This is a genomic window from Candidatus Solincola tengchongensis, from assembly GCF_015711935.1.
Classification (GTDB): domain Bacteria; phylum Actinomycetota; class Geothermincolia; order Geothermincolales; family RBG-13-55-18; genus Solincola_A; species Solincola_A tengchongensis.
Genome location: NZ_JACVJJ010000035.1, coordinates 1 through 14,385 on the forward strand (window position 1 = coordinate 1; position 14,385 = coordinate 14,385).

Sequence of the window (14,385 nt, forward strand, 5' to 3'; positions counted from 1 at the left end):
GGTCTCCCAAAACTCTCGTGCTATAAACGGGTGAGGGGTGGGAAGGAAGACGGTTGTGGCGGCTATAGCACCTAAGTTATAGACTTTTATCTTGGGGTTGGATTCGTCATCCGACAAGATCTCCTCGAAGGCCAGCATGCCATCAGGCACTTTTTCGGGCGGCTTGCCGACGCCATAGACAACAATGTTCTTGAGCATGGGAAGTCTCGGCCAAGTCTCGGCGATGATCTCGGCGTATGGCTCCTCCACAAAGGCGACGACGGCGTCAGAGTCTTCCAGTATGTAGCGCACCTCGTCGAGCACAAAACGTGGGTTGACGTTGGTGGGTACCGCCCCTATCTTGGAGGCGGCGAAATAGACTTCCATCCACTCGATGGAATTGAAGCCCAGGATAGCCACCCGGTCTTCCTTCTTCACGCCCAAAGACTTCATGCCGTGAGCGAGACGGTTGCACTTACGGTTGAACTGGTCAAACATTGGCCGTGTACGCCCACGGTTAAATCGCGACTTCTTGCTCCTCCGCTTTTCTCATACCCCGAATTGCTTGCGCATCTCATTGACCCAGGCGCGGAATGACTCCTTTTCCTCCGGCGGCATCTCGTCGGGGAACCTCCCTTCCACCATGCCCGCAAGGTCCACCAGCCTGGTCGCCGCCTTCACATTGCGCACTATGGTCGGGAGGTCGCCGCGCAGCCTCAGCTTCCCCTGCATTATGGCCTTGACCACGTCCAGTTCCTTGGCCAGTACCGATTTCCATTTCGCGTAGTCACCGGTTATCTGGTAATCTGCCTTTTCAGCCGCCGCGCGGGGGACTATCCTTATGGACCGGCAATCCCCGTGCCAAAGGTCCATGAGGATGTAGATGTCCTCGTCCAGGCCGGCCTCCGGTTCGGCGTTGATCTGGAGGGCCACGCTTCCCTCCCACTCCTTGGCGAATTCCCGGTAATCCCCGTCCTGCTGCACCAGGCTCTCGAATTCCGCCGTCCACTCCGGCGTGGCCACGATGTAAGGCTTACTCTCCGTGGTCTTCCGCCTTTCAACCTCCGCGAGGTAGGCCTTCTCCCACTCATCGGTCCCGTAGACGTAAGCCATCCTTCATCCCCCCTCTCTGCACCACTCGCAAAGCGGTCCTTCTACCGTTTTCCCAATAGGAGGAGCACCTCCTTGAAGTAAGGGTGGAAACAGCAACTGAGGAAGATGCAAGCTGTGCATCCCTGCCTGCAAAGAGATCTGCAGCCCGAATCGTCCTTCTCTGCCTTCATGTCGCCGCCTTTCTGTGCCGGATTCGAGATGTCTCGAGACGTGCGGCGGCCTGTAAGCACGCCTTTCTACGCCTCCGATTCTCGCCGGTTATCGGATTTTAAAGCGCTCGGCTCGCTCCCGGACAACTTGTCGTCGATGAATCCTGCGGTGCGCAGGGCCAGGGCCATAATGGTCAGTTGAGGGTTCACGCCTGGGGATGAGGGCAGTACGCTGCCGTCGCAGACGTAAAGGTTTTCCACATCCCAGCTCTCGCCTGTGGGCCTGACCACCGACCATTCGGGATCATCCCCCATCCTGCAAGTGCCGAGGGGGTGGTAGGCGGTCATGGCGTAGAAATCGCGGGCCTCGACCCTGCTTTTCTCCAACCGTTTCAGGTCTTTTGCCCCGCGTATCTCATAATGTCCGGCGATGGGGGTGATGACCTTGCGGGCTCCGGCGGCGAACCATATCTCGGTCATGATCTGAACGGCGAATTTGGCCTTCTCCACGTCCTTTCCCCGCAGCATGTAGAGCATGGTAGGGCGCCCTCCGGCGCGAGGCAGGTCGGCGACCCTTCCCCATGAATCTGTGTCCGAGACCATTCCGCCGAAGATACCCATCCGCGGGTATTCGCTCATCAGTTTGAAATGCTTTTTCCCGGCGAAGGGCAGGGCCAGGGCGTGGATCTCCGGCGGGACGGTGCCGCCCTCCAGCACGATCCCTTCGTCCTTGAACTCATCGACGTACGAGGATTGAGGTATTCCCTTGGGCGGCCCCATGATCTCGTCGAAGAGGGCCACCGTCTGCACCGCGGGGTGGATCTCGAGGTTCTTTCCCACCTGCCCGCTGGAGTTGCAGATTCCCTGGCGCAGCAGGAGGTAGGGCGTATATACGGCTCCCGCGGCCAGGACCACGACCCGGGCATCGATGTCCACGCGGTTTTTCTTGCGCTTTCCGGTTAGGGGGTCCACGAAGGATCCTATTACTCCCACCGCCCTTCCGTCCTCCACTTTGATCCTCTCCACACGGCAACAGGTGTAGACGTCCGCTCCGTTGGCGACGGCATCGGGGATGAAGGTCACGTTGACGCTCTGCTTGGAATCGTTGGGGCAGCCGAAGACACAGGACCCGTATCCCTCACAGTCCTTGGCGTTGCGGGGAAGCCATCCCGAGGACAGCCCCAGCTTTTCCGCTCCCCGGAGGAAGGTCTGAGCCACCTTTCCCGCCACCTCCGGGTCCGCCCGTTTTACATAGAGGTATTCCTCGAGGTGCGCATAGATGAGGTTTAACTCCTCCTCGGTGAGGTCCCGCAGTCCGTGCACCACCTGCCATTTCCTCAGGATGGGTTTGAGAATGCGCAGGGCGGTGCCCGAATTGATGGTCGTGGTGCCTCCCACCGTCCTCCCCAGAGGAAGAAGGATGGAGGGGACTCCAAGGGTCATGGTCTGGCCGGCGTCCCGGTACATTTTCACCAGGGAATCAACGGGGTCCAGGTTGAAGTCCTCCCGGGTGAAATAGGCCCCCTCTTCCAGTACAACCACGGAGTATCCGGCGCCGGATAGTTCCCGGGCCACGGGTCCGCCTCCGGCTCCCGAACCCACGATGACCACGTCGGCGGTGCGCCTGACATGTGTATCCACATCCTCGAGCCCGTAGATCATCTCACATCACCGGCCATTTCCTCTTTTGGCGACCCTTCCTTTCCCCTGCTTACCGGATGGAGCTCCGCATCCCTCTTCAGGCTCTGGGGGTCGAAACCCAGGGGTATCCTGACCTCGTCCCTCCGGTAATAGGAGATGAGGACGGGAAGGCTCAGGAGCACTGGAATGCCGCGGAGAAGAGGATTGCGGCTTGACAGCAACCGGTCCATGAGCTCTTCCTTCCGAGACTCGCTGAGCCGGTTGAAGGTCTTGCCCTCGAGGAGCAGGGAGAGAAGATGCAGGCCGAGAAGGCAGGCCCAGTAAAGAAAACGAAACTCCGGGGCTCCCGCGCGCAGAAACCAGATGATGAAGGAGGATTGGCTTTCCGGGTCGGCTTCGGGCATGCCGCTCCAGTAACTGCTGCGGAAGTAGAACCTGACCAGATTTTCGACCTGTTTTCGAAAAAAGTTGTTCATGCGTTCCTCCCGATTGATGCCGCGTCCAAGGAAACCCAAGCCTCTCAATACATGAAATACGTTTTCCGGAATCCTTTCCCGCGTCTCTGTCCCATGGGCTTGGCCTCGCTTTGCCGCCAGGTTCCCGAGGGGAAAACGGGAGGAACAGGCAAGAGGCCATGGACTGCGGGGGGAGCTATGTCCCGAATCGTTGGGCAATGCATCGGAGCCACGCTCTCCGGGAGCGGAACCGCGGATTCATGGGATTGAGCTTCGCCCGACGGAGGTCGGACAGATGGGGCAGAGGGCATGGGTAATTCACGAATCACGAAGGCGAGGGAAAGGGTGCCAACGGACGTATTCAACTATTGAATAACGAGTTCCAGGATACGGTGGTCAGGTAAAGTGATGAGATCACGGGCGGCGCGGATCATCGTCCGCGCGATTGGTGCTTTCCGAAAGATCCTCTTTCTTGGCCTGGCGGGCATTCTTGCCTTTGCACTCGTCCGTTATTTCGCTCAGAACCGGGAGGCGGAGGGGTTCGCCAAGGAACTGGCTTTGCATTGGGAAGGACAGGGATCGTCGTCGGGCCCGGCGTCGCCCGGCGATGTGGTGGGGTGGATAGAGATACCGCGTATAGGGCTTTCGGCGCCCGTCGTGGAGATGGCCAACGTTGATGACCGGGAGAACCTCAACAAGGGCCCAGCTCACCTGATGGGCACCGCCTATCCGGGTGAGGAGGGGAACTGCGTGATCGCCGGGCATAGGACCACCTACTCGCGTCCTTTTTTCCGCCTTGACGAATTGTCTGAAGGCGATGCGGTAGTTCTCACCGGGAGGGGGGGTTCGAAGCATACCTACCTGGTGAGATGGAAAAGGATAGTCGATCCGGATGAGGTATGGGTCATGGAGAAGACCGGGGGAGTGGTCCTTACCATGATCGCCTGCCACCCTTTGTTCTCGGCCAGAAAGAGGTTGGTAGTGCGCGCAGAAGCCGTGAAGGGAACAGATGCAGTTGAATAGGTTGCTTTTATTTGTATGCTTAAACTAATATTTAATTAGAACGCCGAGCAGGTGACATAAGATTGACGCAAGGGAGGGGATTGCCGTGGGGGATGTGAAGACACTCGGCGTTCGGCGCATCGAAGAGCTCTACCGCGACTATCACCACCAGCTTTTCGGCTTCTTCGTGAGAAAGGGGCTCGACGAGGGAACAGCGGAGGACCTGTCCCAGGAGGTCTTTCTCCGGTTGCTCCGTAGCGGAAAAGATATAGACGGGGATGGCTACGCCCGCAACCTCGTCTACCGCGTGGCCCAGAACCTCCTCATCGACCACTTCCGCAAGAACAACGGAACGGTGAGGGTGAGGCTGTGGACGGAGGAGGAGGTCCCCAGCGCGTACGATGGTGACCATGGCTACCTGGGCTGCAAGATCCTCGACCCGGAGGAATGCTACCTTTCCAGCGAGGTCTGCCATGACGTGAGGACGGCGATGTCGAGGCTTCCCCGGCATTATGCTCGCGCTCTCGTCATGCGCGAGTACCAGGGGATGTCCTACCGGGAGATAGCCTCGGACCTCGGGCTCACCGAGAAAGCCGTGGAGAGCCTGCTCCACCGCGCAAAGTCGCAGTTGAGGAAGGAACTTGCTGGGACCCGGGAAGGTGGCTGGTGGGCCGCCCTGGTTGCGTGCCTGGGGAATCTGAAAGGGAAGTTGCGTTCCTCGGGAAGTTCGCTTTCGCGCTGCTTCCGCTGGGGAGGGGTCGCCAATCTGGGCGGCATCGCAGGAGCTGGAAACGCCATATGGAATATTATGGTAATTTTCTTGCTGGTTTGCGCCGTTGTGGGTTCTGGGTTCCTAGGCACGGTAGGGTGCGGTGAGGATGAAGGTCGCAAGAGGGTTGAAAACCCGTGCGTGCGGGTGATGGACCGGGAATGCGAGCGAGTGGCAGAGCCAAATGGGCTCGTTGAAGGGGAAAGCGGGACCGTGAGAATGACGGGATCCGAAGACCTTGCGGGATCGCTTTCCTGCCTCTTCGAGATCACAGGTTTGACTTGGCGGGGAGTGGTGGCAGGGAGCGGGGAAGTGTTGCGAGCGATCGTGCGGGGAAGCGGGAACCTGCTGGATACGGCGCTGACAACGGCGGAAAACCTGTGGACGTGCCTCCTGGGGGTCTCGGAGAGGGCTTTAGCCTCCCTGGGATTGCCCCAGGATGTGTTATGGTGCTTCTTCCCACCCGCCGGTATGCCCTGGGACGGGCTGAGGGCATTGGGGGACCAGGCAGTGGAAGCGGCTGTGGACGTCACCCATGCCGTTGAAGGAGCGGTACTGCAGGCGGGTTCCGGAGCGGAGGCGTCACTTATGGCCTTGCCCCTGGGCCTTGTGGCGGAAGACCTTGAATCCCCATCTGGATCGCAGGCGGCAATCCCACCGGCAAGCGCGTTTGCTATACCGCCTGAAGCCTCGGAGGGCGGAGGAGGGACGAGCGCCGTAGAACCTACCGTTTCCTTTCATAAACTGAACGAGGTCATGGGACCGTTGCCCGACACCATGGAGATCATTCTGTCGGGCTTGTTTCCGGTGGGAATCCAGGGCAGCCCGGCCCCATGAAAATAGGCATTGAAAATAGGCATTGAAACGGCCCCCGCCCTTAAGAACGCCGAGCTTGGGCGGAGGCCGTCTTGATTTTCTCCGGCCCCGTTAAGCCCTTAGAGTTCACCCGTCTTGTTCTTGTATCTCCTCTCAAGGCGGCCAAGTAGGAGGCCTGCTGTGGAGAGGGCAATGATTATGGCCAGCAACAGGCCGAGCTCGGCTCCGGTGAAGGGAAGATGGTCGCCCAGGCCTCCTGTCTCCTGTTGCGGATTGGCGACCACCACACCGCCTACCTCCACGGGAGGGGCCTCCTCTTCGGGCGCGGGAGGCTCGACGGCGGGCGGTTCTTCCGCCGGTTGATATATAGGGAGCAAGGGGAGGATAGGCTTGAGCAGGTATTCGTACAGGTTGTCCAGAAGGTCCTGCATTCCATCCGGCAGCATCCCCGCTCCGGGAAAGCTGATCTCCAGGGGTAGCAGCAGGTTGAATATCTCCTGCCATCCCTGGTCACCCGCCCAGTATTTGAGGTAGAACTCGATGGGTACAAGGAAAGCGTCGTCACTCACTTTTCTCACACCCAGTTTGCCTTCCGCCGCCAGGGCCTTGAAGAGGATAAGCTGCCACTCCAACAAGGGGGCTGTTTTCAGGTCCTTGCCCAGTCCCAGCCTGGCCTGTAGGAGGTCGTCGAGGGAGACGAGGACCAGGATGCGGTCGCTCTTTTCCACGATCTTGAGAAGGTCCTCCGGCTTGAAGTCCGGAGACGGCAAGGATGGAGTCCCTGGTCCGGCAGGCGGAGCGGGAAGATTGGAGATTAGTTCGTCCACTCCCGGCAGGTCTTCCAGCCCCGGAAATGCGGTGGGATCCAGAACTCCGGGAAGCATCCCCGGGGAGGGCATGCCTCCCGCATCCGGAAGTAACCCGGAAAGGTTAGAGGGGTCAAGAACCCCCTCCAGCGAGTCGGGACCCGGAAGTCCGGGGAGGCCCGGTGCGTTACCCGGCTCGGGTAAGGGAAGGGAAGGCGGCTGGGTGGTATCGCCGGGAATAGGTACAGGGAGCTGGGGCGCTTCGGGGACGGGAAGCTGCGGTGCTCCGCTCGAGGGTATGCTTGGAGAGGTCGGCGAAGCACTTCCCGAGCTTTCCCAGGACACCGAGCCTCCCGCGGAAGATCCGTTACCCGAGAAGGTGCCTTCCGCAGAACCGCTCCCGTTCCAGGAAACCCCTCCCGTCCCGTTGTCCAGCCGGGCGAGAGACCGGCCCAAAGGCGTGTCCTGGAGCGCCCCGCCCCCGAGACATGTCCCGGTAACGGCAAGGAAAAATACGGCGGAAAAGACGATACACAAAACCGCCATGATAGTCTTTCTACCGGTCATCTACCTTCACCTCCATACGCTAAATCCTTCGGAAGCCCCTTTCGCACGGGCACCTGCTCGCCTTCCATTCGGTAAATACGATTCTCTTCCTCGAATCCCCCATGCCGTGAGCGGAGACCTTTCTCGGGCGAAGGAAGGGAATCGGGTGTCGGGAAAGAGTGCTGTGAGGGAAGGGATTCGATGCCCATGCTCAAACCACGAGGCGCGTTGAATCAAGTGCGGGAGAGGTGGTGGGGAGATGACATGCCAATATCATCCAAGGAAATCTGCGCCAATCCCAGTGCATGGTAGACCATGACTAGTCTTGAGGGAAGGCCTTGAAGGAGTGGCGTTCCTGGGGCATAGAACGGTACTGGTCCCGGAGGACTCCGTAACGGTCTTTTGATAATCTACCTTAAAATTGCCTCGGTCAGAAATTGCCTCGGTCATTGGGCCTGCCTCTCGGCGCGGTCGAATGGATTCCGGCCGTTTAAGGACGAGTCCTTTTTTGTATTGGGAAACGCATATGGAACAGGGATTCTGAAGAGAGGGGAAATGGTGACTCGTCCGTATTCATGTTCAGAGAAAGAGGGGGTAGACATGGTCTTTTCCAGGAGATGCCGAAAAAGGAGAACCCTCGCGGTTCATATCCTGAGTGGGACAATAACCGTTGGCTTGGTGGCCGTATTGATTCTCCTGCCGCTTTTCGGGGGCGGCTGTTCGGCCAAGGATGAGCTTGAGAAATATAACCTCACCGGGCAGCTGAAGAAGATAAATCAGGAGGTGGAAAGCCTTAACCAGGGCACCAGTGAGCTGGTGGAGACCCTTGCGGTGATGGACGTGAAGGAAGGGGGCCTGGAGGAATCCAAGATGCTTCTGGGGCTCCTTAGCGAAAAGACGCAGGAGCAGGTGGGAACATCCCGAGAGCTGGCGGATATGGTCGGACGTCAGAGGCAACAGGTCTCCATCATTCTGTCCATCGCGCAGGAGGTCCTGAGCGTGGAATTGGGACTCAAGGAGGGGACGGAAGATCAGATGGGAATAGCGGGCAGGACCCTGGAGCTCGTGCGCCTGTTGTACGGCAACCTCAGGGCCTTCGAGGGCGTCAACCGGGAGATAAACGGGAAGATGGACCGCGCGCTGGAGATCATGCGCAATATGTGAGGGGGGCAAGTGAAGGCGAAGCTGCTCAAAGCGGTAAAGCTGGCGGGGGTGGTGGGCCTGGTGGGCTTCATGCTCAACACCCTGCTCATGCTGGCCGAGCTCAAAGGGCTGGACTCCCGGCTCTCGGAGAACGAGAGGCTGCTTTCCCGCGCCGTGGAGTTGGAGGAATCCATGGGGGAGAAGAGGAGCAACCTCGTCGATATGTCCGGGATATTCGACGGGATCATGGGCGGTATCCGGGAGGCCAACGAGGTGGCGAGGGGCATAGTCTCCGACGCGGAGGAGATACGGGCCATGAACGACGCCATGTTGGCGCTCAACCGGGAAATGGACGGCATCGTCCTTTCCAATCTCGCCATGGTTGAACAGATCTCCCTGTACATGGCCCAAGTGGTGGCGGTGATGGGGGAGGTGGGGACCCTCCTTTCCGGGATTATGGGGGCCGCCACCGGCCAGCTCCAGAAGGTGGAGGAGATGTACCGGCTGGCCCAGGAGAACAACCAAGGCACGCCCGCTTTGCCTTGAGGGGGGAGGGGAATGAAGAAGCTGCTCGCCAAACTGTTCAGCTTGGGGATATGGGCCATGTGCGCCACGGTCTCCGTGGTCCTCGCCGGGGGGACGGCGGCCACTCTGGGCGTGGCCCGCAACGTTGACTCCAAGGTGGAGAGGGTACGGGATCTGGTGGTCCGTTCCAACCAGCTGAATGATGGGATGCGTGAGTCCCTCCAGCCAACCGTGGAACTCAACGAGAAGGCCGGTGTGGTCGGAAGCTATATAACGGATACCCTTCAGGCCATGAGGGAGATGAAGCAGGGCCTGGAGGCCATGGTGGAGACCATCGAGAACAACAACCAAGTTCTGGCCCTGGTCCGGGAGCACACCGACCGTCTTTCCGCCGCTCTCGCGGAGTTGGACCCCTACCTCCGCCAACTCTCAGCGGCTGTTGACGATGGTAATTATGCCTCCGCATCCTCTTTGGACATCCTGGACAGGATAAACCAGACCAACCGGGCCATCGCCGGGGAGATGGCCGCCCTGAGGGAGAAGCTGGCAAACTCGGTATCCTACCGCCTCTTCTTCACCTATGCCCTGCCCAACCTGCCCTGAGGAGAGGAGAGCGATGATTATGTTGCGGAAATTGGCCATCACCGGAGCATTGGGGCTGATCCTCGCGGGTGTGGTCACCGTTTCCTATACCCTGGCCACCAGCGGGGCCCTGGAGAGCTTTAACCGCCGTTACAACATCTTCAACATGGTGGACGAGAGCCTGCGCGGGATGCAGGAGATGGGCGGGATAATGGGGGAGGTAAGGGAGAACGTCAGCGCGTTGAACGAGAAACTGGAACTGGTGGGGAAGACCAACGAGCTGCTGCACCGGCAAATGGACGTGGTGGACGAACTCAACGCGGCCATGTCCGGTCAGAAGCCCCTCCTCGAGGAGACCAACGAATCCCTCGGCATATTGGAAGGGAAACTGCATATGACCCTGAACCTAGCCCGAGGGCTGGAACCCATCTCCGCCTCGCTCCTCGCCGCTATGCGGGATTCGGTAGCCCTGACCCAGGGGGTGGCGGATGGTTCCTCCGGGATGGTGAGCCTAGCCTCCACCATCTCCGTACTCTTCGACGAGACCCTGGGATACCTGGCCAGGATACAGCCTAAAAGCGCTAAAGCAAAAGCTTACATGCGCGGAGGCATCATGTCCCGCCTCTCCGAGTTCGTTCCCCACAGCGAACACACTGCGGGCGCCAAGTCGGGAATGCCCGCGCCTCTCCCGGCTCAAGCCGGTTCTCCGGGAAACGCGTTGTTGAATCCGGAGGTGTTGAGGGTCATCGAGCAGGTCTCGGGGAACCCGGTGTCCGGACTCCTGGAGGGGATAGGGAAGCTTTTGGGCGGACGGTGAGGGGGGAGGGCGTTGAAGGCATTGAAATTCCTGCTCGGCCTGACGGTGGCGATCAGCCTCGCGGCGACCGGAGGGATGCTCCTCAAGGTCATCGGGGTCCAGAGAGGCATGGGCGAGAAACAGACGGGATTGCTTGATGAGGTGCGAGCACAGGAGAGAGGAGTGAGGGATATACTCCCCGCCTTTAGACCTACCGAGGAGATGGCGGAAAAGACGGAGGCCATGCTCGCCGACCTCCAGGCCCTGGTGGAGGTGGTCTCGGAGATGAACGACCTGGTCCGGAAGGCGAACGAGCTGCAGGGGACAACGGCTGACCTTCTGGACCGGAACAACCTGGGCGTGGGTTTCCTCGGTTTCCGCATCGCCTCTTCAAAGTCTCCCCTGGCAGAGGTGGGAGGCAAGACGGCCATAACCCTTCAGTACATCAACCGCACCCTGGCCGCACTCCAGGATATGGTCAATGGACTGCGGGCATCCAACGCATGCGCCTCGGACATCGCCGACATGATGGAAGGTAAATATAAGTGAGGAGTTGGATATGACGGCGGCGAGGTTCCTCATCGTCCTCTCGGCGGCGATAGTCTTGGTGCTGGGGGCTTTGCTGGCGATAGGGATTTTCCGCGAACGCCCTTACGTCAAGCCGCTCCTTCTGGCCCTGGCCGGATTTTATTGCTTGGTATGCGTCTTTGCCCTGTTGTTTTCTTTGGCCGGGGTTTAGAGACATCCCCCAGTCGGCGGAGCGCTCCGCCACCCCAAAAGAGACCGCCTTTCGCCCGGGGCGGTCTCTTCTTTTCCCCTCCCCTTCCGCGGCATTTAATGCGGCCAGGCGGACATAACTCCGACAACAGCGTAGGGATGCCAAAAGTTGGAAACACGCGTGATCCCGACAGAAAAACGCTGATTTATAATATTGTTCGCCTCCGTTAAGACACAGCGTCCGGCAGCCGAAAGGGTATAATAAATTAAGTGGTGTGGAATGAATGAAGAGTGATCGTCATGCGCCGGCCGTTCGCGGGGCTCCGCTCTCGAATTCTGGTAATCGTGGTTGCGGCTTTTCTGACCGCTTTCGTTTTAATCTTCGTATTTTCCCTACAGAGGAAGAAGGTAGATGAGGATGCCGCCCGCCGGGAAGCCTTCCGGCTGACGGAGAGCGTGAGCATCGAATACATCAATGAAGTCGAACACATTCGGGGGCTTCTGACGCTCCTGTCCTCCGTTCCCGAGTTAAAGGAAAAGGACTGGCGAGCCTCAAGCGAACTTTTCAAAGGGCTTTTAACCGTTTCGCCTGAGCTGGTCAACATCATCGCCGTCGACGCCGGGGGAAATGTGGTGGCCAGCGCCGTTCCCTACCAGGGTCCGCTCAACCTTTCCGATCGCTCTTTCTTCCAGCGTGCCGTAAGGGGCAAGGAGTTTTCAGTCGGCGATTATGTAATCGGGCGCATCACCGGCAAACCCCTGTTGTCCCTCGCCTTGCCCGTCCTGGACGAGAGGAAAGAGGTGGATTTCCTCGTGGTAGCCTCCTTGGACCTTGGTTGGCTGGGTGATATCGCTGCCTCCATTCCCCTGCCCGAGGGCTCGGTCCTAATGCTCGCGGATGAGAAGGGAACCGTGCTCATGCGCTACCCGGAGGGGGAAGGGTACGTGGGGACCACGGTCCCGGAGGCGCCGGTGATGAAGGCCATGCTCGAGGGGCCGGACAGCGGCTCGGTGAGCGTGGAAGGACTGGACGGGGTGCGGCGTTTGTACGTGCACAGGTCCATAACCCCGGGAGAAGAAGCGGGAAAGGTCTACATCTGCGCGGGATTCCCGGAGGGGATGATATACGGTCCGGCGAACCGGACTTTGGTCATGAACCTCGCCATCCTGTCGATTATCGCCGCTGTGGTCATGCTCCTTGCTTATGCGTTGGGAGGGATGTTCATCCTCAAGCCCATCCAGAACTTACGGTGGGCGGTCGGTGAGCTGGAAAGGGGGAATCTCTCCGTGAGGGCCGGACGATCAGGGGCCGTGGGGGAGATAGGGCTCCTGGCGGAATCCTTCAACCGCATGGCTGTGGCCCTGCAGGAACGGGCGGAGGAGCGCGACCGCACGCTGGAGAGGGTGGAGAGATTGGGGCTGCTCTACGCCGTCCTCTCGGAGGTCAACCGGGCCATCGCGCGCTTCCAAGAAAAAGAGCCGCTGCTCCAAGAGGTCTGTAACATATTGGTGGATAGAGGACTCTTCCGGATGGTCTGGGTAGGGCAGCTCGACCGCTCCAGTTCGGCCGTGGAACCCGTGGCCGTGGCCGGGGATTCTACCGGTTACGTGGGAAAGGTATCGGTTCGCGCCGACGATTCCCCCCTGGGCCTCGGCCCCACGGGTAGGGCCGTAGTGGAGGGAACGCCCCAGGTATGTTACGACGTTGTGGCAGACGCCCGGATGGAACCTTGGCGGGAGAGGCTCCTGGAGGCCGGTCTCCATTCCTCGGGCGCCTTCCCGCTCCTCTGCGAGGGAAAGGTCGTGGGGGCGATAAACGTCTATTCCGAGCTTCCCGGCTATTTCGGCCCCGAGGAAATGGAAATAATGGAACGCCTCGCGGCCGACATCTCTTTCGCCCTGGAAGCCATGGAGCGGGAGAAGAGGCGGAGGGAGGCGGAAGAGCGGATTGGGCTGATAAACCACTGCCTGCTGAACCTGGAAACAGACCCCCTGCGCAACATGGAAAGGATCACCGCGGCAAGCCGCGAGGTGCTTGACTGTGCCGTGGCGCACTACTGGCGGCGAGCCGGCGACTCCTACAGACTCGCCTTTTTCCATGGGGTAGTCGACGACTACAAGCCTTCGGTGGTCGAGATGAGCCGGGAGGACCTCGAGAATGCCGTCCTCTGGTGGAGGGGCTCCCTCGCAGGGGAGGAAGAAAGGCTCCGCCGCCTGCAGGAGGCCCTTCCCGAGGTGAATGCTTACGGCTGGAGGTCCATGCTGAGCCACCCGGTGGTCCTGGGCACAGATTTCGTAGGATGCCTGTGCCTTTTCGACCGCAAGGAGAGGGAGTTCCGGGACGAGGAGGTGGATTATGCGGGCATGCTGGCCAGGGCCCTCGCCGTGGAGGAGGAGAGATGGCGGAGGGAGGAGGGCCTGCGCGACCTCATGGACATCGCCTCCCACGAGCTGCGCCACCCCATAACCGTCATGAAAGGGTACTCTCTTACCCTCTCACGCTTCACCGACCGCTTGAGCGAGGAGGAGAAGTGGGATATCCTCCGACGTATCGATCAGGGCGCGGACCGCCTCACCTTCATACTCGAGGAGATGATGGACCTCATTCGCATCGAGCGGGAGGTCTTCACCGTTTCCGTAAGCGAGGTCCCGGCGCGCGACCTCGCGCTGGCGGCAATGGAGGAGATCCGGAAGAGATACGAGCAAAGGGCTTTCCGCCTTATCATTGGAGAGGATGCGGGAAGGGTCGTCGCGGATCCCGAGAAGCTGCCCTTTGCCCTCATGGCTCTGCTGGACAACGCGGCCAAGTTCTCGCCTCCCGGGGAGGAGGTGGTGCTGGAGGTGAGGCGAAAGGAAGGGGAGGTTATCTTCTCGGTCCTGGACCGTGGCCCGGGAGTCCCTCCCGGGGAGGAAGCCGGTATATTCGAGCGCTTCACCCATGTGGGGGAGGTCAGGTATCATTCCATACCCGGCATGGGCCTAGGCCTGTACATTGCCCGAGCGATAGTCAGGGCACACGAGGGAAGGATATGGTACCGCCCGCGCGAGGGAGGGGGCTCCGTCTTTACCATCGCCATACCCGCCGGTTGAGGAAGGCGATAGGTAATAAATATAGGATTTACCTCACCATGTCCTGAAAATATTTTTAGTCCCAACCGTCTGATGAAGGGAATGGGCAGCGACTATCAAGACCCGATACCCCACTAAACCCTGGGGGGCATCACGATTCAAGACCTGACCCCTTAGATCCTTATCCTCAGGTCGGAGAGGGGGAAGGACATGCAGGGGTGGATGAAGCCGGCCTTCTCGTCCACCCAGCGCTTGGGCACCCTCTCGGGGACGAAGA

General features: G+C 59.8%; 14 protein-coding genes. 9 read left to right on the forward strand and 5 right to left on the reverse strand.

All coding sequences use genetic code 11. The features are described from left to right. The 4 genes from H7007_RS02405 to H7007_RS02420 form a co-directional block, all read right to left on the reverse strand. Positions 1–477 (reverse strand): AMP-binding protein (locus H7007_RS02405; RefSeq protein ID WP_287152900.1); only part of this gene is annotated, 477 nt, incomplete at its 3' end. Between the two features lie 51 nt (positions 478–528). Continuing rightward, entirely contained in the window at positions 529–1,092 is a 564-nt protein-coding gene (locus tag H7007_RS02410) for an SCP2 sterol-binding domain-containing protein (protein WP_287152901.1), read from the reverse strand. A 236-nt stretch (positions 1,093–1,328) separates the two neighbouring features. Continuing rightward, positions 1,329–2,903 (reverse strand): GMC family oxidoreductase, encoded by a 1,575-nt coding sequence (locus H7007_RS02415; protein WP_287152902.1) that lies wholly within the window; start codon positions 2,901–2,903, stop codon positions 1,329–1,331. Then, complete coding sequence (locus H7007_RS02420; RefSeq protein WP_287152903.1) at positions 2,900–3,358, reverse strand: hypothetical protein; 459 nt, start codon at positions 3,356–3,358, stop codon at positions 2,900–2,902. The genes H7007_RS02415 and H7007_RS02420 overlap by 4 nt, the downstream gene beginning before the upstream one ends. Positions 3,359–3,895: 537 nt before the next feature. On the opposite strand from H7007_RS02420, the gene H7007_RS02425 reads away from it, so the two are divergent. Further along, positions 3,896–4,360, forward strand: a complete 465-nt coding sequence (locus tag H7007_RS02425; protein ID WP_287152904.1) for a sortase — start codon at positions 3,896–3,898, stop codon at positions 4,358–4,360. Between the two features lie 85 nt (positions 4,361–4,445). Then, positions 4,446–5,945, forward strand: a complete 1,500-nt coding sequence (locus H7007_RS02430; RefSeq protein ID WP_287152905.1) for an RNA polymerase sigma factor — start codon at positions 4,446–4,448, stop codon at positions 5,943–5,945. A gap of 98 nt (positions 5,946–6,043) precedes the next feature. Here H7007_RS02430 and H7007_RS02435 read toward each other — a convergent pair whose 3' ends face one another. Then, positions 6,044–6,694, reverse strand: a complete 651-nt coding sequence (locus H7007_RS02435; protein ID WP_287152906.1) for a hypothetical protein — start codon at positions 6,692–6,694, stop codon at positions 6,044–6,046. 1,269 nt (positions 6,695–7,963) lie between these two features. Here H7007_RS02435 and H7007_RS02440 point away from each other — a divergent pair. The 7 genes from H7007_RS02440 (at position 7,964) to H7007_RS02470 (ending at position 14,129) form a co-directional block, all read left to right on the forward strand. Beyond that, positions 7,964–8,440, forward strand: a complete 477-nt coding sequence (locus H7007_RS02440) for a hypothetical protein (RefSeq protein WP_287152907.1) — start codon at positions 7,964–7,966, stop codon at positions 8,438–8,440. A gap of 9 nt (positions 8,441–8,449) precedes the next feature. Beyond that, positions 8,450–8,965 carry a hypothetical protein gene (locus H7007_RS02445; RefSeq protein ID WP_287152908.1) on the forward strand — a complete coding sequence of 172 codons (516 nt, stop codon included), beginning with the start codon at positions 8,450–8,452 and terminating at the stop codon, positions 8,963–8,965. A gap of 12 nt (positions 8,966–8,977) precedes the next feature. Continuing rightward, positions 8,978–9,547, forward strand: a complete 570-nt coding sequence (locus tag H7007_RS02450) for a hypothetical protein (protein ID WP_287152909.1) — start codon at positions 8,978–8,980, stop codon at positions 9,545–9,547. Between the two features lie 19 nt (positions 9,548–9,566). Next, positions 9,567–10,343 carry a hypothetical protein gene (locus tag H7007_RS02455; protein WP_287152910.1) on the forward strand — a complete coding sequence of 259 codons (777 nt, stop codon included), beginning with the start codon at positions 9,567–9,569 and terminating at the stop codon, positions 10,341–10,343. A gap of 12 nt (positions 10,344–10,355) precedes the next feature. Continuing rightward, complete coding sequence (locus H7007_RS02460; protein ID WP_287152911.1) at positions 10,356–10,871, forward strand: hypothetical protein; 516 nt, start codon at positions 10,356–10,358, stop codon at positions 10,869–10,871. A gap of 10 nt (positions 10,872–10,881) precedes the next feature. After that, complete coding sequence (locus H7007_RS02465; RefSeq protein WP_287152912.1) at positions 10,882–11,061, forward strand: hypothetical protein; 180 nt, start codon at positions 10,882–10,884, stop codon at positions 11,059–11,061. A 434-nt stretch (positions 11,062–11,495) separates the two neighbouring features. After that, the gene (locus tag H7007_RS02470; protein WP_287152913.1) at positions 11,496–14,129 is read left to right on the forward strand and encodes a GAF domain-containing protein; all 2,634 of its coding nucleotides are present in this window, start codon (positions 11,496–11,498) and stop codon (positions 14,127–14,129) included. Positions 14,130–14,385: the final 256 nt, after the last annotated feature.

Coding starts and splice junctions, on each gene's coding strand:
- H7007_RS02420 (WP_287152903.1), bottom strand. CDS start 3,358: ATGAACAACTTTTTTCGAAAACAGGTCGAAAATCTGGTCAGGTTCTAC.
- H7007_RS02410 (WP_287152901.1), bottom strand. CDS start 1,092: ATGGCTTACGTCTACGGGACCGATGAGTGGGAGAAGGCCTACCTCGCG.
- H7007_RS02455 (WP_287152910.1), top strand. CDS start 9,567: ATGTTGCGGAAATTGGCCATCACCGGAGCATTGGGGCTGATCCTCGCG.
- H7007_RS02465 (WP_287152912.1), top strand. CDS start 10,882: ATGACGGCGGCGAGGTTCCTCATCGTCCTCTCGGCGGCGATAGTCTTG.
- H7007_RS02450 (WP_287152909.1), top strand. CDS start 8,978: ATGAAGAAGCTGCTCGCCAAACTGTTCAGCTTGGGGATATGGGCCATG.
- H7007_RS02415 (WP_287152902.1), bottom strand. CDS start 2,903: ATGATCTACGGGCTCGAGGATGTGGATACACATGTCAGGCGCACCGCC.